Below are 19,858 nucleotides of genomic sequence, written 5' to 3'. Positions count from 1 at the left end.
AAAGCCTAATTAACAAAATCATTGCTATTAATAAAACTCTCTTTATACTTTTATTTACCCTTTATCAATCTCACGCAGCACGAAAACGGCGTCGCCAACCGACTTTACGCCTGTAACTACCATTGAACGCTTGCCATTTCGCTCCTTGATGTTGCAACGGCGGGGATTGTTTCCGATGTAGTCGATGCACTTTCCGAATGCCCGACTCTTATAATAGGCACTGTCGGGATTTGATATAAACTGCATCTGGAGGGTGCTTTGCTTCAGTATCAGCTTCTCGCAGCCAAGGCGTTTGCCCACTCGGCGGAGTGCAACTACCTGCATCAGCTCGATTCCCTGACGTGGAACAGGACCGAAACGGTCTTCCAATCGTTTGCGGTAAGCATCGAGGTCGGCATCGTTTTCAATGTTATCGAGTTCGCGATAGAGCAACATTCGCTCCGAACTTCCAGGCACATACGTGTCGGGGAAATACATTTCGAGGTCGCTTTCCACCGCACAATCGTCAATGAAATCATCGCCCGTAAGTTCTTTTCCCTCTGCCATTTCCTCCGTATAAAGGTCTTGGAACTCGTCGTTCTTGAGTTCGGTAACTGCTTGGTTCAATATCTTCTGATAGGTTTCGTAGCCTAAATCTTCCATAAACCCACTTTGTTCAGCCCCAAGAAGATTGCCTGCGCCACGAATATCGAGGTCTTGCATTGCCAAACTGAAGCCACTGCCGAGATCGGAGAATGTTTCCAAAGCCTCCAAACGACGGCGTGCATCGGGATTCAGGGCTGCCAATGGCGGTGCAAGCAAGTAGCAGAAAGCTTTCTTGTTGGAACGTCCTACACGCCCACGCATTTGGTGAAGGTCGGAAAGTCCGAACTTATGCGCATCGTTTATTATAATGGTGTTGGCGTTGGAAATGTCTATACCGTTTTCAACGATGGTTGTTGAAAGCAGCACATCGTAGTCGTGGTTCATAAAACCAATGATGGTTTCTTCCAACTCTTCGGGTTTCATTTGTCCGTGTCCAATCGCTATACGGCAATCGGGTACGTATTTCTTGATAAGACTTGCCAATTCGGGTAAGTTTGCTATACGGTCGTTCACGAAAAATACTTGTCCGTTGCGGCTCATCTCAAAGTTTATCGCATCGGCGATTACTTCTGACGAGAAAGAAGCTATTTCCGTCTGAATTGGATAGCGGTTGGGCGGTGGCGTTCGCATAATGCTCATATCCCTTGCGCCCATCAACGAGAACTGCAAAGTGCGGGGTATGGGCGTTGCCGACATCGTTAGCGTGTCGATATTGTTTTTCAGTTGGCGCAGTTTCTCCTTAGTCGATACGCCAAACTTCTGTTCTTCGTCGATAATCAGCAAGCCAATATCCTTCCATTTCACGCTCTTGCCTATCAGTTTATGCGTTCCCACGAGAATATCAATCTTTCCTTCGGCCAAGTCTGCCAATACTTGCTTGGTTTGTTTGGCTGTTCTTGCTCGCGAAAGGTAGTCTACCGTAACGGGCATATCCTTCAGTCGCTTACTGAAAGTTTGGTAATGCTGGAATGCAAGCACCGTAGTTGGAACGAGCACAGCCACCTGTTTTCCGTCGGTAGCTGCCTTGAAAGCTGCCCGCACCGCTACTTCGGTCTTGCCAAAGCCAACGTCGCCGCACACCAACCTATCCATTGGGCGACTGCTTTCCATATCGTGTTTCAGGTCTTGCGTCGCTTTCAGCTGGTCGGGCGTATCTTCGTAGAGGAACGAAGCCTCCAATTCGTGCTGCATAAACGAGTCGGGCGAGAAGGAAAAGCCCTTTTCGTGGCGTCGTTTCGCATAGAGCTTTATCAAGTCGCGAGCAATATCCTTGATGCGTTTCTTCGCCTTTTCCTTGAGTCTGTCCCACGCTCCCGAGCCAAGAACAGAAAGACGTGGTGCAGCATCGCCACTATCGGCACGGCGATACTTGCTTATTTTGTAGAGCGAATGTATAGAAACGTCCACAATATCGTTGTGCTGATACACCAAGCGTATCATTTCCTGATAGGATTCGCCTGCCGGAACACGCACCAAACCAGCAAACTTACCAATGCCAAAGTCTACGTGGACAAGGAAATCGCCTGGTTCCATCTCTTGCAACTCTTTCATTGTAAGTGCCATCTTGCCCTGTCGAGCCTTGTCAGACTTTAGGCTGTACTTGTGGAAGCGGTCGAAAATCTGGTGGTCGGTGAAGAAACAAACTTTCAAATCGTTGTCGATGAAGCCCTCGTGAATGGTTCTGTTCACGGGCATAAAGGGGATATTGTCTGCCACAGAGGTCGTTTCGGCTTCGCTGTCTGCCCCCTTACTGTCGAATATATCGCGCAAACGCGTTGTTTGTTTCTCGCTGTCGGCAAGAATATAGAGTTTGTATCCTTGCAGCAGATAGTCTTTCAATGACTGCGTAAGCAACTCAAAGTTCTTATGAAAGAGTGGTTGTGGCGAAATATTAAAACGTATAATCGCCTTGCTTTCCTCGTTCTTTGCACGGTTCGCACCAAACTCTATGCGCTTGAAGTTCAAGGCATCGTCGGTAAATTGTTGCGCCGTTGTGAGTTGAAGATTAGCTTGTAGCTGCTTTCTCAACTCGTTTTGCTCTGTTTCCGTTTTGCCTTCGAGCTGCTCGGTCAGTGCTTGTGCAGTGAAACCATCGTTATAAATGCGTTCGATAGTATCGTGAATATACAGCAAATCCTTCATTACGAGAACAGAATCTTTCGGCAGAAACTGCAAGAAAGGTATTTTCTCTTCGCTCAATGTAGCCAATTCCGGCACAATCTCCACCTTTTCTTTCTTGTCTTTCGATAGCTGCGTTTCCACCTCAAAAGTACGAATCGTATCTACATCGTTGCCGAAAAAGTCGATACGATAAGGCAGTTCGCTCGAAAAGGAATAGACATCGAGAATGCTGCCACGCACGGCAAACTGCCCCGGCTCGTACACATAGTCTACTTGTTGGAAGCCATACGAGCGCAAAGTCTTCTCTGTTTCGGTTAAATCCATCGTCTGTCCGACACTCACAGACAAGGTATGCTCGTCCAACTTGTGCTTGGCAACCACCAATTCTGCCAACGCCGAAGGCTCGGTAACAATGCAAAGAGGCAACGATGCGGTAGCTTTTGCCTCGTTGATGACCGACAAACGCGACAGAACCTCCGTACGCAGTATCTCGTTTCCTGCATCGCGCTGACCATATTTCACCGCCCTGCGATACGAAGAGGGTAAAAACAACACCTCAGCAGTCTGCTCCTGCCCATTTTCGGGCATGGCAATTGTTTTCAAATCGTTATAGAAATAGCCCGCTTCGTCGTTGTCGTTCAGTACGAAAAGCATTGTTTTCTGCCATCGTTTCACTATCGAGGCAAAGAACATTGGTGTGGCGGAAGCCAATAATCCTTGAAGAAAAACCGTGCGAACCGACTTTTCTTCCATTGTTTTCATCAAAGCATCGCCCTGTGGCAACACTCCATATAGTTTCTGTATGTCTTGTATATTCATCGCAATTATTGCGTTCCGACAAACCGTCGGATTTCTTTTTTGAAGTACAAAGGTACAACTTTTACCTTATATATAGTCTGCTTTGAACTGAAGAATTTAGCCCCGACTCCACCATTCGTTTATTGCTTGTTTTTCAAACGTCAGAAGTAAAGAATTGGAAAGTACCTACATTCCATAAAAAAAGTACGGACGTTTTCATAAAAAAGTACGGACGTTTTCTCGAAAAAGTACGGACATTTTTTCTGGAAAGTACCTATGTTTTTATTTTATTGTCGTAAAAGCGGTGTAAAAAAGGTTGTTCAAAGGGCACAAAAGCACTATTTTTTAACAGATTTTCAACTGAAAGCCAAATAGTTACAAGCATTCTCGCCAAGCAATACATAGCAAAATAAAACTGCTTCGAGCAAATACAGAAATATATTATCGTGTCAAAATCTTTTCTTTCTATCTTTTTTGCTATCTTTGCACGTATGAACAAAGCGATATTTGCATTATGCGCATTCCTTTTTTCTATCTTTACGCTGCAGGCAACAGCGAAGGATTGGAATGCCGACAACATACCAATGGTACACCTTCAGGACGCAAGACGATATGTTTGCGACCCCGAAAACATTATGTCCGCTGCTATGCGCGACTCCACCGACGCCTATATAGGCAGGTTGGAAAAGGAAGCTGGCATACAAGCGGTGTTTGTTATAGTGGCACACGTGGAGAACGGCGACCCTTTCCGTGTAGCGCAGGACATCGGAAATAAGTATGGCGTGGGCAATAAAAAGACCGACCGAGGATTGGTTATCGTGGTTGCCGTAGACGACAGGAAATATTTTATCGCACCCGGCGATGGCTTGGAAGGCGACCTGACCGATGTGGAATGCGACGATATTGCACGCAGCTGCATCGTAAAAAATATGCGAAAGGGCAATCCCGATATGGCTATGCTATCCACGGCAAAGGCTATTTATAACAAATTCAAGACGGGGGAAACAGGTATTGAAAGCCCCAAGGAGGGAGCAGACGATGCCATTGCAGCTGCCATCATTCTGTCTGTTGTCTTCTTTTGGATAATCTGGTCGATAAGAAACCGTGGAAACAATGGTCGTGGTGGTGGCAGACGAGGTGGCAGTAGCACTAACTCTATATTCTGGGGCAACCCCGGACACATGAACGACAGACACTTCGGAGGTGGCTTCGGTGGCGGAAGTTTTGGCGGAGGCAGCTTCGGTGGCGGTGGTTCTGGCGGTGGTTGGTAAGACATTCAAACAAGAAAAATAATATTTTAAAACAAGAAAAGATGAAGAACAAAGCACTTTTAATCGTAATAGCGATTGTGGTTGTCTTAGGCTTATGGGCTTATTCTGGCTACAATGGTATGGTAGACAAGCAAGAAGCAGCAACCACTGCCTTGAGCAATGTGGAGGCACAATATCAGCGCAGAGCCGATATGATGCCACAGTTGGTAAAGATTGTGAAGGCATACGCCAAACACGAAAAAGAAACCTTCGATGCTGTAACAAAGGCACGCAATGCTGCAACACAGATTCACCTCGATGCTGACAACCTGACACCCGAGAAAATGAAACAGTTTGAAGTAGCGCAAAACCAACTTGCGCAGGCTTTCTCACGTTTGATAGCGGTTGCTGAAGCCTACCCAGAACTGAAAGCAAGCGAGAATTTCAAGGCTTTGCAAATTCAGGAAGAGGGCACAGAGAACCGCATTAATGAAGCACGCAAGAAGTATAACGAAAGCGTACAGGAATACAACCAAACCGTTCGCCACTTCCCCAACTCACTGTTGGCAGGTATTTTCGGTTTCGACAAGATGACTAAGTTTGCTGCTGCCGAAGGCGCAGAGAAAGCACCAGACTTGGACATTTAAGTTTTAGGAGTTAAACCACTACCTTTGTTTGCTACCAGCTTTGATGTATCAACGCATCGAAGTTCTCTGAAACAAGCAGCACAGGTATTGGTTTAACTCCTTTCCTTTACGAAAAACCACTATGATAAACGAATGTAAATTTTACTACTAATCTAATAAAGATTGGTTAAGTTGCCTTTTTTATTTGTTAAATACGAATAAAGAAAACTGACAAATTAGCACATTTACATTTTTTGGGTCTATATTTGCACTTGGTTTTGCATCGAGACGGTAAATAAAGAACAACTGCCTCAAGATAACAAAAACCTTTAACACAGGTTTACCAGCTGACAAATTGTCATTTAACGCATTAGAATTATAAAAACAACAATATTAATTTAATAAGATAAAGAGATTATGAAAAAGATTGAAAAACTTTTCGTTGGTGCAGCTTGCGTGCTTGCACTGACATTCTCAGCAGGAGCTTTCATCAAGGTATATGCTGCCAAAGCACCGGTAAGCGCACCGGGACAACCAGTAGACCTTACTTATGCAGCCGAAAAGGCACTACCAGCAGTAGTACACATTAAAAACGCACAGAACTCTAAAACAAAAACAATAGAAGTACCCGACGACCCATTTGGCGGATTCTTCGACTTCTTTGGCTTTGGCAGTCCGGGCGGTGGCTCACGCCAACAGCAAATACAGACACCGAAACGAAGCGTTACAGGCAGTGGCGTCATCATATCTTCAGACGGCTATATCGTTACAAACAACCACGTTGTAGATGGTGCCGACGAACTCACGGTTACCCTGAACGACAACCGCGAATATTCGGCTCGCGTGGTGGGAACCGACAAAAGCACCGACCTTGCTTTGATTAAGGTAAGCGCAAACAACCTCCCTACCCTCCCGATTGGCAATTCCGACAATCTGAAAGTGGGCGAATGGGTAATTGCAGTGGGCAATCCTTACAACTTGAACAACACAGTTACAGCAGGTATCGTAAGTGCAAAGGCTCGCGGATTGGGCGCAACACAAGGCGTAGAGAGCTTCATTCAGACCGATGCTGCTATTAATCAAGGCAACTCTGGTGGTGCGCTCGTAAACGTTCAAGGCGAATTGGTGGGCATCAATGCCATGCTTTACTCGCAGACAGGTTCTTACAGCGGTTATGGTTTTGCCATTCCAACCGTCATTATGAACAAAGTTGTAGAAGACATTAAGAAGTACGGAAGCGTTCAGCGCGTAATGTTAGGCATTCAAGGTGGCGATGTTCTCAACTATATCAATGCACAGAAGGAAGAAGGAAAGAGCGTAGACCTCGGCACAAACGAAGGTGTCTTTGTCGATAAGGTCAGCGAAGACGGAAACGGAGCAGAGATTGGATTGCGCAGCAAAGACGTTATTACAAAGTTCGACGGCAAGAAAGTAACCAAGATGTCTGAACTTCAGCAACTTCTGAACGTAAAACGCCCTGGCGACAAGGCTACCATCACGTTTATGCGCGACAAGAAGGAAATAACAAAAAATGTTGTTCTAAAGAATGCTCAAGGCACGACAAAGCCTATTGCACAAGCCGACATCGACGTTCTTGGTGGACAATTCCGTCCTGTAACCGAAGCGATGCAAAAGCAGCTGAGCATAAAGTATGGTCTTGAAGTAATAAAAGTAAATGGCGGTGCATTGCGCGAAGCAGGCATCAACCGTGGTTTCATCATTCAGAAAGTGAACGACCAGACTGTTAATTCTATCGATGCATTGCAGAAGATAGTTAAGTCAGCCTCTACCAGCAGCGAGCCTGTACTCTACATTCAGGGCATTTATCCTACTGGAAAGAAAGCTTACTTCGCAGTTCCGTTGTCAGAATAAACCATTTCTGCCCAACTTTGGTTTAAGCCTACACGACAGACTGTTATACCGAAACAGCTCCGATTAAAACAGAAAGAATGTTTCAAATGGTCTGCCAACAGTTCAAACCAAATGCAGACATACTTATCTAAAAAAGCCTCGCCGTTCTTATACGAACAGCGAGGCTTTTCCATTTCAGCAATATAAAAGTAGTCCTGTCTATATTCTCAAAAGGAACCACAATGGCTAAAAACAGCCTTGATTCTGTAAAGATAATTCATTAAGAAAACTATAATTTCGATTTGACGTTGCGAAAGCGGCTCTTTTGCGCTGCAAAACCTACGCTTTTACCGTGCAAAACAGCCGCTTTTGGAATGCAAAACAATAGGTTTTATAACACATTGATGATAAAGCAGTTACGCAACAGCTATGTTTGCGAAAAATATTTACAGGCTTACAGCATTTTTTCAGTCTATAAAACAATGCAAAAGGAAGAAGATAACGGATAAAAAAGTCTTTTCATTCGGAACGGCTAAACAGCAGCATTATTTTCCCACCGTGTTTCCACTGTTCCGCAAATTTACTGTCTTATCAGGTTTCGCCCTGCGTCTATGCGCAAGAAAATAAATAGCAGCAGTGTGAAACCCCATAGAGAAGAGCCACCATAACTAAAGAATGGCAGCGGAATACCGATAACGGGCGTCAAGCCAAGCACCATACCTACATTGATGAAGACGTGGAAAAGGAAAATGCTTGCAACGCAATAGCCATAGACTCGCCCAAACTTGAAGGGCTGCCGCTCGGATATATACATCAAGCGAAGTATCAGAGCTAAAAACAGTAAGAGCACAGCTGCCGAACCAAGGAAGCCTTCCTCCTCGCCTACCGTACAGAAAATAAAGTCGGTATCTTGCTCTGGCACAAAGTTAAGCTTTGTTTGTGTCCCATTCAAAAAGCCTTTTCCCTGCAATCCGCCCGAACCAATGGCAATCTCGCTCTGGTGCACATTGTAGCCTGCGCCTGCAAGGTCTTCCTCCAATCCTAACAGCACATTGATGCGCACACGTTGGTGTGGTTGCATAACATCGTTCAAAACATAGTCGGCAGAATAGAAGAATGCTATCGAACCAACAGCAAACAGGGCGATGAAAAAGTAGTGGATAATGCGGGTACTCATAGCATTATAGACCAAATAGCCTATCAAGCCTGCTGAAATAACGAGCTGAATCCAGACAATATCGAAAGGTATTACAAACTTGGAGAATAAGAAACAAAACAGAGTAATACCAAGAGAGAACAGCAATATCTTCTGCGTTTTTATCTTTTCGTGCAAATACGTCCACACCATTCCTGCACTAAACAGCTGCACCAACAGAAGTACGCTGAACTTTCCTACCGATGTGGGAGTGTCCCAAAGCAGCACATTGTCGTACTTAACGCCTACAACGAAATACAAAACCATTGCTACGCCCGTGAAAAGGAAGGAGCCAGGCATACCTTCCCTATAAAACATCAGGAAGAATGATAGGTAAACAAGTGCCGAACCCGTTTCGCGTTGCCCCACGATGCACAACATGGGCAATACGATAATACCCGCAGCAGCTATCAGGTGTTTCCAATTGGAAATGGTAAAGCCGTATGCCGACATAAACTTGGCTATTGCCAAAGCCGTTGCAAACTTAGCGAACTCGGCGGGTTGCAAACGTAAAGGACCTAAAACGAGCCACGAACGCGACCCTTTTATGGTGTGGGGATTAAAGATTGTGGCAAATAACAGCAGCAGCAGCAATGCGTAAATGACATAAGCGAACGTGTCGTAAATGCGGTCGTCCATCATTAACAACACAAAACCAAGACAAATGGAAGTGCCTATCCAAACGATTTGCATACCAGAACGCGATGACAACGATAGAATATCGGTATCGCCATAAGTATAACTCGCACCACAGACACTTACCCAGCCAAAAGAAAGCAATGCCAAATAAATGCCTATCGTCCACCAATCTAATGAACGAAGCACACCTGACTGTTTGTTCGATTTATAATTACTTGCCACTTTCTTGCCTTTTATTCGTTGTTAAACTTCCTGTTCTTTCGCCGTTTGCCTAACGACTTTCTCTGTCTTTCTTCTTTCCCTTATTGGTTTTGTCCTTATCTTTTTCGTCCTTTTCGGTTCTTATCTTCACTTCATCTTCCATTCTTATGATAGGGTCGTTCAACGGCTGCTGATTTTTTTCTTTCTCTTTCGCATCTCGTGCTTCTTTTAATTCTTGTTCACGTTGCTTGGCTTCCATATTCTGTTTCTCACGAACAAGGCGCAAAGAGTCTTTTATTTGGTTTACACGCTTTATCGAATCTAAGCGTAACGAATCACCTATGCTCAACTTTTGCCTGAAAGGATAACTGATATGGCGTTTCTGTATTGATGCGGCCTGGGCTTCATCGCCAGGCGTCAGCTTGCCATTGATATATTGCTCCATCATTAACGAGCCTATTGGCACACCGTAAACAGCACCGAAACCGCCATTTTCCACATACACGGCAATGGCAATCTTAGGCGATTCCACAGGTGCAAAGCCCATAAACACCGAGTGGTCTTTACCACGGTTTTGTGCCGTACCCGTCTTACCAGCAAGTGTATAGCCAGGGTGAACGGCATGGGCACAAGTACCTCCACGTGCCGAAGACACCATACCTGCCACTACTTCATTAAACGAACGAGGCGTTCCCATTACCTTATGCTTTTCCAAATACTTCTTGTCTAACCGCTCTCCTTGTATCTTTCGTACAACATGTGGCGTATAGTAATAACCACGATTGGCTATGATAGCCCCAAGATTGGCTATCTGTAACGGCGTCAGGTTTATTTCGCCCTGCCCTATCGAAATGGAAATAACCGATAATGGGTTCCATCTGTCAAAGGCATTGTTGTAAAACTCTGCATTCGGAATAAGTCCACGCTTCTCTCCGGGTAGGTCAATTCCTAACTTATAGCCAAATCCCATTGAAACCATATAGTCGCGCCAGCGGTTCATTGCATCGTCAAGCGTTTTGTATTTCTTTCTGTTCGACAACATATAATACAGTCCCCAACAGAAATAAGCATTACAAGAAGTACTCAATGCAGGCACAATAGAAATAGGAGATGCGTGTCCGTGGCAACCTACATGCAGTCCTTTGAAGGAAAATCCATGTGGACAAGGGAAACGCGTAGAATCGTTTATGATACCTTCACTATAATACGTAATGGCTTGACTTGTCTTGAATGTAGATCCTGGAGGATATTGTCCCATAATGGCACGATTAAGCAATGGCTTTGCAGGGTCGAGGGTCATTCGCTGTTGATTCTTACCTCTCATCTTGCCAATCATTTCACGAGGGGCGAATGTTGGCGAGGAAACCATTGCCAGAATTTGCCCTGTCTTTGGCTCAATGGCTACAATGGCACCCAGTTTTCCTTCCATCAAACGTTCTCCAAGTGCTTGTAAATCGGCATCTATTCCTAACTGCAAGTCCTTTCCAGCTTTGGGCTTTTGGTCGTATTGCCCTTCTTTATACCTTCCTTTGATACGCCCATGGGCATCGCGAAGCAGAATTTGCACTCCTTTTTGCCCACGTAAAGACTTCTCATATTCACGTTCAATGCCCATCTTGCCGATGTAGTCGCCTGGCTGATAATACTCATCTTCCTCTACATCGCTTTGACTTACCTCTGCCACATCGCCCAAAACGTGTCCTGCAATCGTTCTATGGTACTGACGAATGCTACGCTTTTGGATATAAAAACCAGGAAAACGATACAACTTTTCTTGAAAGGAACTAAACTCTTTATCACTCAACTGACTTATAAACAGCTGTTGAGTAAATCGAGAATAGCCAGGGTTCTTTGTTCTGTCCTTTATATCAGCCATACGTTGAACAAAGAATTCTTTTGTAATATTTAAAGCCTTGCAAAATTCCAAGGTATCAAGACGCCCTTTTTCTTCATTCATCACCACCATTATGTCATACGCAGGCTGGTTATAAACGAGTAGTTTCCCCTTTCTGTCGGTAATAATACCACGCGAAGGAAACTCTATTTTCTTTAAAAAAGCGTTAGAATCGGCACGTTTCCGATAGTCGTCGCTTGCTATTTGAAGCGCAAACAGGCGTATCAAGTAAACAGTAATGATTGCAACCGCCACTCCGCTAAGCACCAAACGGCGTTTCTCAAAGTCAAAGTTCTTCATGCGCGACTCCTAACATGCTCAATTACCAATACAAAGAATAAAGAAAGCAAGGCACTACCGCCAACACACTGCAACCAAACAAGGATATTGAAGAAGCTAAACATCTCCAATGTAAAGAATATGGTGCAATAAATAAGAGTCAAAATTATGCTATACCAAATGTATTGACCATAACCAAGTGTTGCTATCCCTGGTTTCAGGTCTTCAGCACTATCGCGTGATATAAATGGGCGCAACATATAAGGTTGTATAGCTGCAATCAAAGTGAGTGAAGCTGACGACACTCCGGGCGTGTTAGAGAAGGTATCTATCACCAAACCCATAAGAAAACCCCACAGAATAATTGCCCATTGAGGATAGTTTCTTCTGAAAAGAAAGATGAAATAGATATAAGGCAATGGTGTTGCAAAACCAAACAAATGAATGTAGTTCAGTACAAATACTTGCGCAAGTACTAAAACTACAAACCAACCCAAAGTCTTTACAAAATCTATGCTCATACTTTAAATCCTAAAATAGCTTTTTACAAAATCATTGATTTACTATTACAACTTGCCATTAATGCAAATATGTAATGCGTAGCTATACTTAATTTGTTTCGCTAAAATCAGTATTAAGATGCTTTATCGAATCTTTCGCAGCATCCATCACCTTCTTTTTCTCTCTCACCGTGGCATCGTCGATGACACATACATCGCGCAAATTGCCAAAATCGGTAGACAATTGCACTGCCAAACGGAACGAAAGTCCATCTTCAGAGTTATAAACGTGCTTTATCTTACCTACTAAAATACCAGCAGGGAAGATTGCAGAATAGCCACTTGTAATAATCCTATCGCCTAACTTAAACTTTGCATGGCGTGGGATATCATCTAAGTAAGCAATGTTTTTTGCGCCTCCCGCCCATCGCAAATAGCCGAAATAGCTTCTTCCTTGTATAGAACAGCTGATGTTTGACTTAGAGTTTAAGACTGGCAAGACTATGGAATAATGCGTTCCGACAAGATAAACCACTCCAACAATGCCATTGCCACAAGCCACGCCCATATCCTTTCGAACTCCGTCCCACGACCCTTTGTCGATGGTTATGAAATTCTCTTCCTTATCAAGCGAATTAGATACAACCTTTGCGTTTATGAGTTTAAAATCAGAAAGAAACCTGTATTGTCCTTTTTGCGCAAACTTAGGGTCGCGCGTTTTTTCGTAAAGTTGCTCTGAAAGTTCTTTTACTTGTCGTTCCAACTGCACATTTCGTTCCGTCAATTCACGATTTAGCTTACCCATTGAGAAGTAAGATGTAACTGAAGAGCTTAGTTCGTAAACCTTGCCTGCCACTATATTGGCAGAGGTAAACCACACACTACCTTGGTAGTTGTTGAAGCGGAACAAAAGCACCAAACTGGCTATTTCCAGCAAAACAAAAAGAAACCAATGTTTATATTTGGCAAGAAATTCAGTTAGGTTGTTCATTCTTACAGCTTATCAACAAAATGAAACCGACCATTGAAGAAACTTTCAGTGCATTTCTCCAACAGTCAGCCCTATTTAGCTTGTTTATCTCATCAGGAATGAGAAACGGTCTACATTCTTCAATGCGATACCTGCTCCCTTAGCAACACTGTGCAATGGGTCTTCAGCCACGTGGAACGGAATGTTAATCTTATCGGTTAAACGCTTATCAATTCCACGCAACAAGGCACCGCCACCGCTCAAATAAATACCATTCTTCACAATATCAGCATACAATTCGGGTGGTGTATTCTCCAAAGCAGAAAGAACTGCATTCTCTATCTTTGCCACTGTCTTGTCCAAACAGTGCGCTATTTCCTGATAGCAAACAGGTACTTCCATTGGCAACGCCGTAATACGGTTTGGTCCGTGAACGATATAATCTTCTGGAGCCTCATCTCCTAAGTCGGTTAAAGCTGAACCAACGTGTACCTTAATACGTTCTGCCATACGCTCGCTGACACGCACATTGTGCTGACGGCTCATATATTCCTGAATATCAGCAGTCAAATCGTCTCCCGCAACACGAATAGAGTTGTTGCAAACGATACCGCCCAACGAAATAACAGCAATCTCGGTACTACCGCCACCAATATCAACAATCATATTGCCTTCCGGTGCTTCCACATCAAGTCCCATACCAAGGGCAGCTGCCATTGGCTCGAAAACAAGGTAAACATCGCGTCCGTCAGCGTGCTCGGCAGAGTCACGAACGGCACGAAGCTCTACTTCCGTTGAACCTGAAGGCACGCCAATCACCATACGCAAAGACGGAGAAAACAAGCGATTACCGCTATGTACCATCTTAATAAGTCCCCTCATCATTTGCTCGCATGCCGTAAAGTCAGCAATCACACCATCGCGAAGTGGGCGAATGGTACGAATATTGGGGTGTTCCTTCTCGTACATCATCTTGGCGTCGTTACCAACGGCTATCATCTTGTCCGTGCGACGGTCAAGTGCCACTACTGAAGGTTCATCAACAACTATCTTATCATCACTGATAATGATAGTATTTGCTGTTCCCAGGTCCATTGCTATTTCCTGGATAAATGAAAAAAATCCCATTCTAAAATATTTGATATGTGGTGAAAACGGGGACAATCCCCATCGTCATTTTATTATTTTCTTGCTTATATGCTTGCTATCTACAAACGCTTACAGTCTGCAAATACTGTTTTTATTTACTTCGCAAACCAATTATGTATTGCCGTATCGTACTGACTACTGATGCCAAATGCACGTTCAGCAAACATTTTTCGGTCTTCGAGTCCTGTCTTTGCACCTTGCTTGTTCAGCAATTGCAACAACACAGGATATTCCGCCTTGCTTGGCACAATAACAACATCGTTGAAATTCTTTGCGCCTGCACGTATCAATGAAATGCCGCCAATATCGATTTTCTCGATAATATCAGCTTCGCTCGCACCACTTGCTACGGTTTGTTCAAACGGATACAAATCAACAATAACCAAGTCGATTGTCGGAATTTCGTATTCAGCCATTTCCTTTTGGTCGTTCTCAAAATCACGACGTGCCAAGATGCCACCAAAAACCTTAGGATGCAACGTTTTCACACGACCGCCCAAGATAGAAGGATAAGTAGTTACGTCTTCCACTTTCTGACATTCGTAGCCTAAAGACTCTATGAACTGCTGCGTACCACCAGTACTAAGGAACTTTACGTCCTCTTCGTTCAGCTTCTTTAAAATATCCTCCAAACCATCTTTGTGGAATACGGAGATTAATGCAGTCTTAATTTCTTTTGTATCAACCATAGTTGCCTACTATTTCAATTTGTTTTGCAAAGATACAAAATACTGCAATAAGTAAACAAGAATTTTAGATAAAAAAACTTTAATTCAACTACATTATTAATCAACATCAACTCAAAATGTCTTAAATTCTTATTTTTCGACATTGCGAATTATATATAAATTAAAAACAAAATAGTCAATTCGCATAAATTAAACAGCTTTTCAGAGAAGTCTATTCATAATTTTTGGAGTTGTAGAAATTTAGTACCGATAAGTATGCCAATTCGTCTTTCTATATAGAAATCACTCGTTGGTGCGCTACACAACTTCGCCTATACACATTATTCATATAGGCAAAAAGAAGCCTATAACGTGTAAATATTTTTCACAAACGCAACTGTTGCGTAACCACCTATTTATCAACGCATTACAAAACCTATTGTTTTGCATTCCAAAAGCGGCTGTTTTGCACGGCAAAAGCGTAGGTTTTACCTCGCAAAACAGCCGCTTTCGCAACGCCAAAACGAAATTATCAATTTTCAATGTAATTATCTTTACAAAACCAAGATTATTTTTCATTTACACCTTTCAGCAAGAACAAAGAATTATTCCACCAATAAACGTCGACAATCCAAAACAATAATGGGCAGAAATTAGAGGTTTCCAGTACTTTTCCCATAGTTTCTGAGCCACAAACGTCTTATTCTGACTAACTTATAACAGTAAATGTGGGCGTTCCTAAGCAAGTATATAATTTCAAAAGAAGTTTCTTTCGATATTTTAAGTACCTTTGCACCATGAACTTTAGCAAGACTATATTGAACTGGTATACCATAAACGGGCGAGAACTTCCGTGGCGACAAACCACCAATCCATACGCTATTTGGCTGAGCGAGGTTATCATGCAGCAAACAAGAATTGCACAGGGAACAGCCTACTGGGAACGTTTTATGAAACGTTGGCCTAACGTTCACGAGTTGGCAAAAGCTACCGAAGACGAGGTTTTAAGAGAGTGGCAAGGACTGGGATACTACTCTCGAGCACGAAATTTGCACAAAGCAGCACAACAGATAGTAGATTTAGGGCGTTTCCCGCAGACTTACAAGGAGTTAAAACAACTAAAAGGGATTGGCGAATATACTGCAGCTTCAATTTCTTCAATATCATTCGCAGAACCCGTGGCAGTAGTAGACGGCAATGTCTATCGTGTGTTTGCTCGCTATTTCGGCATTGACACACCAATAGATTCTACCGAAGGAAAAAAGGTTTTCAAGGCTATGGCGCAGGAATACCTACCAAAAGAGGCTCCTGCAGCTTACAATCAAGGGCTGATGGACTTCGGCGCCATACAGTGCACGCCAACTTCGCCCAACTGCGAAGTATGCCCATTGATAGATACTTGCTTTGCGGCAAACAACAATAAAGTGGCCGACTTGCCTGTTAAAGCAAAGAAAACAAAACAGCGTGAACGCCATTTCTCCTTTATATATATAAGGTGTAATGGCGAAACTGCTATTCGCCGCCGTGGTGCAGGCGACATTTGGCAAGGCTTGTGGGAACTTCCAACGAAAGAATTGCTGGGCAATGCCATTGAAAATGCCAAGCTAATAAAGAAGAACATAAAGCACATACTTACCCATCAAATCATTTTTGCCGATTTCTATCTGTTAGAAACCGACACTCCTCCTACCCTACCTGCCGATTATATATGGATAAAAGAAAGCGAGATAGAACGTTACGCCCTACCTCGCCTTATAGATTTGCTCGTTAAAAGTCTGTGAGATAATTAATTTTCTCTACGCATCTTTCTTGCCAAACTTAGGGTCTACCTTCAGCAAAGATGCTACAATGAAGGGGAAGATGCACGACACCATAACCAAAACAAAGAAGATGTCGTAACCTACGGCATCTGCCAAAGCACCAGCAAATAAACCTGGCAACATCATTGACAGTGCCATAAAGCCCGTGCAAAGGGCGTAATGGCTGGTTTTATGCTCTCCTTGACTGAAGTATAGCATAAAAAGCATATAGGCACTGAAGCCAAAACCATAGCCAAAGTTTTCTACAAAGATGGCTGCACCGATGGCAAAAAGCGTAGAAGGCATTGCAAAGCCAAGATAAACATAGGCGATATTGGGCAAGGTTATGGCAAGCGTCATAGGCCAAAGCCACTTTTTCAGTCCGTCCTTGCTGGCTACCAAGCCACCTAAAATACCACCAAGAAGCAGTCCGACCACGCCAACGATGCCATTGACAACGCCGAAAGCCTCTAAAGAAAGACCTAATCCGCCCTTATCGGCTGATGCTCTAAGGAACAAAGGACCTACTGGATTCAACAGTGCTTCAGGCAAACGGAACAGTAGCATAAAGGCAATAGCCATCAGAATTTGCTTTTTGCGGAAGAAACTTGCGAATGTTCCCACAAATTCGTTCAACAGTTTGGAAGTCGAAAGTTGCGTGCGTTCGGCATCGGCATCAGGTTTTGGCAGTACATACTTATGGTAAAGGCTCAGTCCGATAAACATTGCTGCCAAGCCATAGAACACCAATGCCCACGAAAGTTGCACCTTCATATATTCCTGCAGCAATCCTGCAAGGGCTACCAAACCACCTTTTCCAACAACCATTGAAATGCGGTAGAACGTTGAGCGAATACCCACGAAGAAAGCTTGGTCGTGCGAATCAAGTCCCAACATATAGAAACCGTCTGCCCCAACATCGTGTGTAGCACTCGAAAAGGCTAACAACCAGAAGAAACAAATAGTGCCTTGCAGCCAAAACGACGTGTTAATGGTGAACGCAACGCCTGCGAAAGCCGCGCCAAGCAACATCTGCATCGACAGCACCCACCAGCGTTTGGTTCTTATAAGGTCGAGAAACGGACTCCATAAAGGCTTTATTACCCAAGGAAGATAGAACCACGATGTGTAAAAAGTAACTTCAGCATCGCTCAATCCCATTTGTTGGTAAAACACCAACGACACCAATGTTACTGCTGCATAGGGCAATCCTTCGGCAAAATAGAGTGTAGAAACCCACGCCCAAGGCGATACTTTCTTTTTAATATTCTGTTCTTGCATTTTAAATCCACATTTATAATAATGTGCAAACTCCGCACATCGCTTGCAAAGGTAAAGAAAAAAGCTAACATAAAAACAGAAACTACTGCCATTTTATGGGAATGTTATCTTAACTTTGCACCCACAAAGGAATTTAGTAAGGTATGGAAGAGCAATTTTCAAGAACAGAATTACTGTTGGGCAGCAAAGCTATGGACACCTTAAAAAACAGCAGCGTGCTGGTTTTCGGTGTCGGTGGCGTGGGCGGTTACGTTGTAGAAGTATTGGCACGCAGCGGCGTAGGGACAATTGGAATCGTAGACGACGACCATATTGGACTATCGAACATAAACCGACAGATTATTGCTACACACGCTACACTCGGACGAGCAAAGGTAGATATAGCAGAAGAACGCATTAAAGATATTAACCCAAGTTGCGTGGTAAAGAAGTTTCAGACATTCTATCTTCCTGAGATTGCCGACCAATTCGACTTTACAGCATACGACTATGTGGTGGATTGCATTGATACTGTAGTGGCAAAGATAGACATCATAACACGTTGCCACAACCTAAGAATACCTATGATTAGCAGTATGGGGGCTGCTTTCAAATTGGACGCAACGCAGTTTGAAGTAACCGACTTGTTTAAAACAATTAACGACCCTTTAGCAAAGGTGTTAAGAAAGAAGCTCCGTAAGACCAACATACGTAACGTAAAGGTTGTTTACAGTCCCGAAGAGCCGCTAACATCTTTATATTCAGGCGACAATGAAAATACCGAAAACGATGCTGCAAATACAGAAACCATCGCACACAAGAAGCGTTCCACACCAGCTTCAAACGCATGGGTGCCTGCCACAGCAGGATTAATAATAGGCGGAGAGGTGATAAAAGACTTGTGCAAAGCTGCAAAAACAATGCGCGAAACAGACATCAAGAAATAGACATTTCGTTAGAACGAAAGAAGGAAAACAAATAGCTGTAACAGCGTTCCAAGTGTTAAATATCACATAAAAAACGCATAAATTTCAAGTTTTAGCAAGATTTAAAAGCCAAGAATTTTGTTTATACTCTAAAAAGTCTTAACTTTGCGCTACTTTAAATCAACATAAAATAGTTTTATGCCTAACACAGTCAAAGAGAGTAAAAATAGAGTTGTCCTCTATCATCTCATCGCAATTTTGGTTGTAAGTATCTGGGGTGCTACGCTTGTAAACACGAAAGTAGTAATCCAAGGTGGTATGCGTCCCGACGAAGTCTTTCTGTCACGCTACATCATAGCCTATCTTGCTATGTGGACTCTGTCTTACAAACGACTATGGTCCGCTAATATCAAGGACGAATTGCTTATGGTGGCATGTGGTATTTTAGGAGGTTCGCTCTATTTTATCCCCGAAAACTTTGCAGTCCAAGTGGGTAGCGTGAACGATATCAGCTTCATTCTCTGCACATCGCCACTATTTACAATGTTTTTGGCGATACTTTTCTGCAAAGAAAAACTAACAAAATCTCTTGCTATTGGTTCGATTATCGCCTTGATTGGTGTATCGTTCATTATATTTGGCGGCAACAACGAAAGTTCAACTGTAACCAACCGTGTGTTGGGCGATGCCTTGGCACTGCTTTCAACAGCCTGTTTTGGTGCTTACTGCTTGCTGCTCCGCCCATTAGGACAGAAATACGGTGCGGCATTCCTTACCCGTAAAATGTTTTTCTACGGCGCATTAACAAGCATTCCATTATTCATTATTACACCTTGGCATTATCCTGTAGAGAACTTCCTTACCGATTTGCCCGTTACTTTTAACCTTCTCTTCCTCGGTTTGGTTGCATCTTTCTTCTGCTTTGGCGCATGGAGCTACGTTACAGAAAAGGTGGGCGCAGTGAAGATAGCCAACTACAACTACCTCAGTCCTATTTGTACTGTCATCATCAGTGCCATCTTCTTGGGCGAGAAAATGACTATGGAAGCAGCCATCGGTAGTGTACTAATTCTGATTGGCGTGTTCTTTGCCAATAAAAAATAAGAGAAACAAAAAAGCAAAACAGCCTCTGCACATTTAGTGCAGA

14 protein-coding genes are annotated in these 19,858 nt (G+C 43.5%); 6 read left to right on the top strand and 8 right to left on the bottom strand.

Features of this window, described 5'->3' with window-relative positions; genetic code table 11:
* Positions 1-54 precede the first annotated feature (54 nt).
* Positions 55-3,525: a transcription-repair coupling factor gene (mfd, locus tag BWX39_RS03590; protein ID WP_028904884.1), complete on the bottom strand. Its 3,471-nt coding sequence runs from the start codon at positions 3,523-3,525 to the stop codon at positions 55-57.
* Between the two features lie 470 nt (positions 3,526-3,995).
* Here mfd and BWX39_RS03585 point away from each other — a divergent pair, with 470 nt between their 5' ends.
* From BWX39_RS03585 to BWX39_RS03575, 3 genes are all read left to right on the top strand, one after another.
* Positions 3,996-4,775 (top strand): TPM domain-containing protein, encoded by a 780-nt coding sequence (locus BWX39_RS03585; protein ID WP_028904885.1) that lies wholly within the window; start codon positions 3,996-3,998, stop codon positions 4,773-4,775.
* Positions 4,776-4,816: 41 nt separating this feature from the next.
* Positions 4,817-5,401 (top strand): LemA family protein, encoded by a 585-nt coding sequence (locus tag BWX39_RS03580; protein ID WP_014710451.1) that lies wholly within the window; start codon positions 4,817-4,819, stop codon positions 5,399-5,401.
* A gap of 396 nt (positions 5,402-5,797) precedes the next feature.
* The gene (locus BWX39_RS03575) at positions 5,798-7,252 is read left to right on the top strand and encodes a trypsin-like peptidase domain-containing protein (protein WP_014710452.1); all 1,455 of its coding nucleotides are present in this window, start codon (positions 5,798-5,800) and stop codon (positions 7,250-7,252) included.
* A gap of 559 nt (positions 7,253-7,811) precedes the next feature.
* Here the strand turns inward: BWX39_RS03575 and rodA are convergent.
* The 6 genes from rodA to BWX39_RS03545 form a co-directional block, all read right to left on the bottom strand.
* Positions 7,812-9,287 carry a rod shape-determining protein RodA gene (gene rodA / locus BWX39_RS03570; protein ID WP_028904886.1) on the bottom strand — a complete coding sequence of 492 codons (1,476 nt, stop codon included), beginning with the start codon at positions 9,285-9,287 and terminating at the stop codon, positions 7,812-7,814.
* 49 nt (positions 9,288-9,336) lie between these two features.
* Positions 9,337-11,460 (bottom strand): penicillin-binding protein 2, encoded by a 2,124-nt coding sequence (gene mrdA, locus BWX39_RS03565; RefSeq protein ID WP_028904887.1) that lies wholly within the window; start codon positions 11,458-11,460, stop codon positions 9,337-9,339.
* Positions 11,457-11,960: a rod shape-determining protein MreD gene (gene mreD / locus BWX39_RS03560; protein ID WP_028904888.1), complete on the bottom strand. Its 504-nt coding sequence runs from the start codon at positions 11,958-11,960 to the stop codon at positions 11,457-11,459. Before mreD ends, mrdA begins: the two co-directional genes overlap by 4 nt.
* 88 nt (positions 11,961-12,048) lie before the next feature.
* Positions 12,049-12,930 (bottom strand): rod shape-determining protein MreC, encoded by an 882-nt coding sequence (gene mreC / locus BWX39_RS03555; protein ID WP_014710456.1) that lies wholly within the window; start codon positions 12,928-12,930, stop codon positions 12,049-12,051.
* Between the two features lie 84 nt (positions 12,931-13,014).
* On the bottom strand, positions 13,015-14,037 hold the full coding sequence (locus BWX39_RS03550; RefSeq protein ID WP_024998806.1) for a rod shape-determining protein: 1,023 nt from the start codon (positions 14,035-14,037) through the stop codon (positions 13,015-13,017).
* A gap of 116 nt (positions 14,038-14,153) precedes the next feature.
* On the bottom strand, positions 14,154-14,747 hold the full coding sequence (locus BWX39_RS03545; protein WP_028904889.1) for an IMP cyclohydrolase: 594 nt from the start codon (positions 14,745-14,747) through the stop codon (positions 14,154-14,156).
* A gap of 776 nt (positions 14,748-15,523) precedes the next feature.
* On the opposite strand from BWX39_RS03545, the gene mutY reads away from it, so the two are divergent.
* Positions 15,524-16,507 carry an A/G-specific adenine glycosylase gene (gene mutY / locus BWX39_RS03535; RefSeq protein WP_028904890.1) on the top strand — a complete coding sequence of 328 codons (984 nt, stop codon included), beginning with the start codon at positions 15,524-15,526 and terminating at the stop codon, positions 16,505-16,507.
* 15 nt (positions 16,508-16,522) lie between these two features.
* Here mutY and BWX39_RS03530 read toward each other — a convergent pair whose 3' ends face one another.
* Positions 16,523-17,806: an MFS transporter gene (locus tag BWX39_RS03530; protein ID WP_028904891.1), complete on the bottom strand. Its 1,284-nt coding sequence runs from the start codon at positions 17,804-17,806 to the stop codon at positions 16,523-16,525.
* A gap of 143 nt (positions 17,807-17,949) precedes the next feature.
* Here BWX39_RS03530 and BWX39_RS03520 point away from each other — a divergent pair, with 143 nt between their 5' ends.
* Both BWX39_RS03520 and BWX39_RS03515 read left to right on the top strand, forming a co-directional pair.
* Entirely contained in the window at positions 17,950-18,732 is a 783-nt protein-coding gene (locus BWX39_RS03520) for a tRNA threonylcarbamoyladenosine dehydratase (protein ID WP_028904892.1), read from the top strand.
* A 177-nt stretch (positions 18,733-18,909) separates the two neighbouring features.
* Positions 18,910-19,815 (top strand): DMT family transporter, encoded by a 906-nt coding sequence (locus tag BWX39_RS03515; RefSeq protein ID WP_028904893.1) that lies wholly within the window; start codon positions 18,910-18,912, stop codon positions 19,813-19,815.
* Positions 19,816-19,858 lie beyond the last annotated feature (43 nt).

It is taken from the genome of Prevotella intermedia ATCC 25611 = DSM 20706 (assembly GCF_001953955.1).
Taxonomy (GTDB): domain Bacteria; phylum Bacteroidota; class Bacteroidia; order Bacteroidales; family Bacteroidaceae; genus Prevotella; species Prevotella intermedia.
This window is presented reverse-complemented; position numbering and strand designations above follow the sequence as displayed.

What these genes read in the sequence shown, in the direction of transcription:
- mfd (WP_028904884.1), bottom strand. Translation starts at nt 3,525, where the DNA reads ATGAATATACAAGACATACAGAAACTATATGGAGTGTTGCCACAGGGC.
- BWX39_RS03585 (WP_028904885.1), top strand. Translation starts at nt 3,996, where the DNA reads ATGAACAAAGCGATATTTGCATTATGCGCATTCCTTTTTTCTATCTTT.
- BWX39_RS03580 (WP_014710451.1), top strand. Translation starts at nt 4,817, where the DNA reads ATGAAGAACAAAGCACTTTTAATCGTAATAGCGATTGTGGTTGTCTTA.
- BWX39_RS03575 (WP_014710452.1), top strand. Translation starts at nt 5,798, where the DNA reads ATGAAAAAGATTGAAAAACTTTTCGTTGGTGCAGCTTGCGTGCTTGCA.
- mrdA (WP_028904887.1), bottom strand. Translation starts at nt 11,460, where the DNA reads ATGAAGAACTTTGACTTTGAGAAACGCCGTTTGGTGCTTAGCGGAGTG.
- mreD (WP_028904888.1), bottom strand. Translation starts at nt 11,960, where the DNA reads ATGAGCATAGATTTTGTAAAGACTTTGGGTTGGTTTGTAGTTTTAGTA.
- mreC (WP_014710456.1), bottom strand. Translation starts at nt 12,930, where the DNA reads ATGAACAACCTAACTGAATTTCTTGCCAAATATAAACATTGGTTTCTT.
- BWX39_RS03550 (WP_024998806.1), bottom strand. Translation starts at nt 14,037, where the DNA reads ATGGGATTTTTTTCATTTATCCAGGAAATAGCAATGGACCTGGGAACA.
- BWX39_RS03545 (WP_028904889.1), bottom strand. Translation starts at nt 14,747, where the DNA reads ATGGTTGATACAAAAGAAATTAAGACTGCATTAATCTCCGTATTCCAC.
- mutY (WP_028904890.1), top strand. Translation starts at nt 15,524, where the DNA reads ATGAACTTTAGCAAGACTATATTGAACTGGTATACCATAAACGGGCGA.
- BWX39_RS03530 (WP_028904891.1), bottom strand. Translation starts at nt 17,806, where the DNA reads ATGCAAGAACAGAATATTAAAAAGAAAGTATCGCCTTGGGCGTGGGTT.
- BWX39_RS03520 (WP_028904892.1), top strand. Translation starts at nt 17,950, where the DNA reads ATGGAAGAGCAATTTTCAAGAACAGAATTACTGTTGGGCAGCAAAGCT.
- BWX39_RS03515 (WP_028904893.1), top strand. Translation starts at nt 18,910, where the DNA reads ATGCCTAACACAGTCAAAGAGAGTAAAAATAGAGTTGTCCTCTATCAT.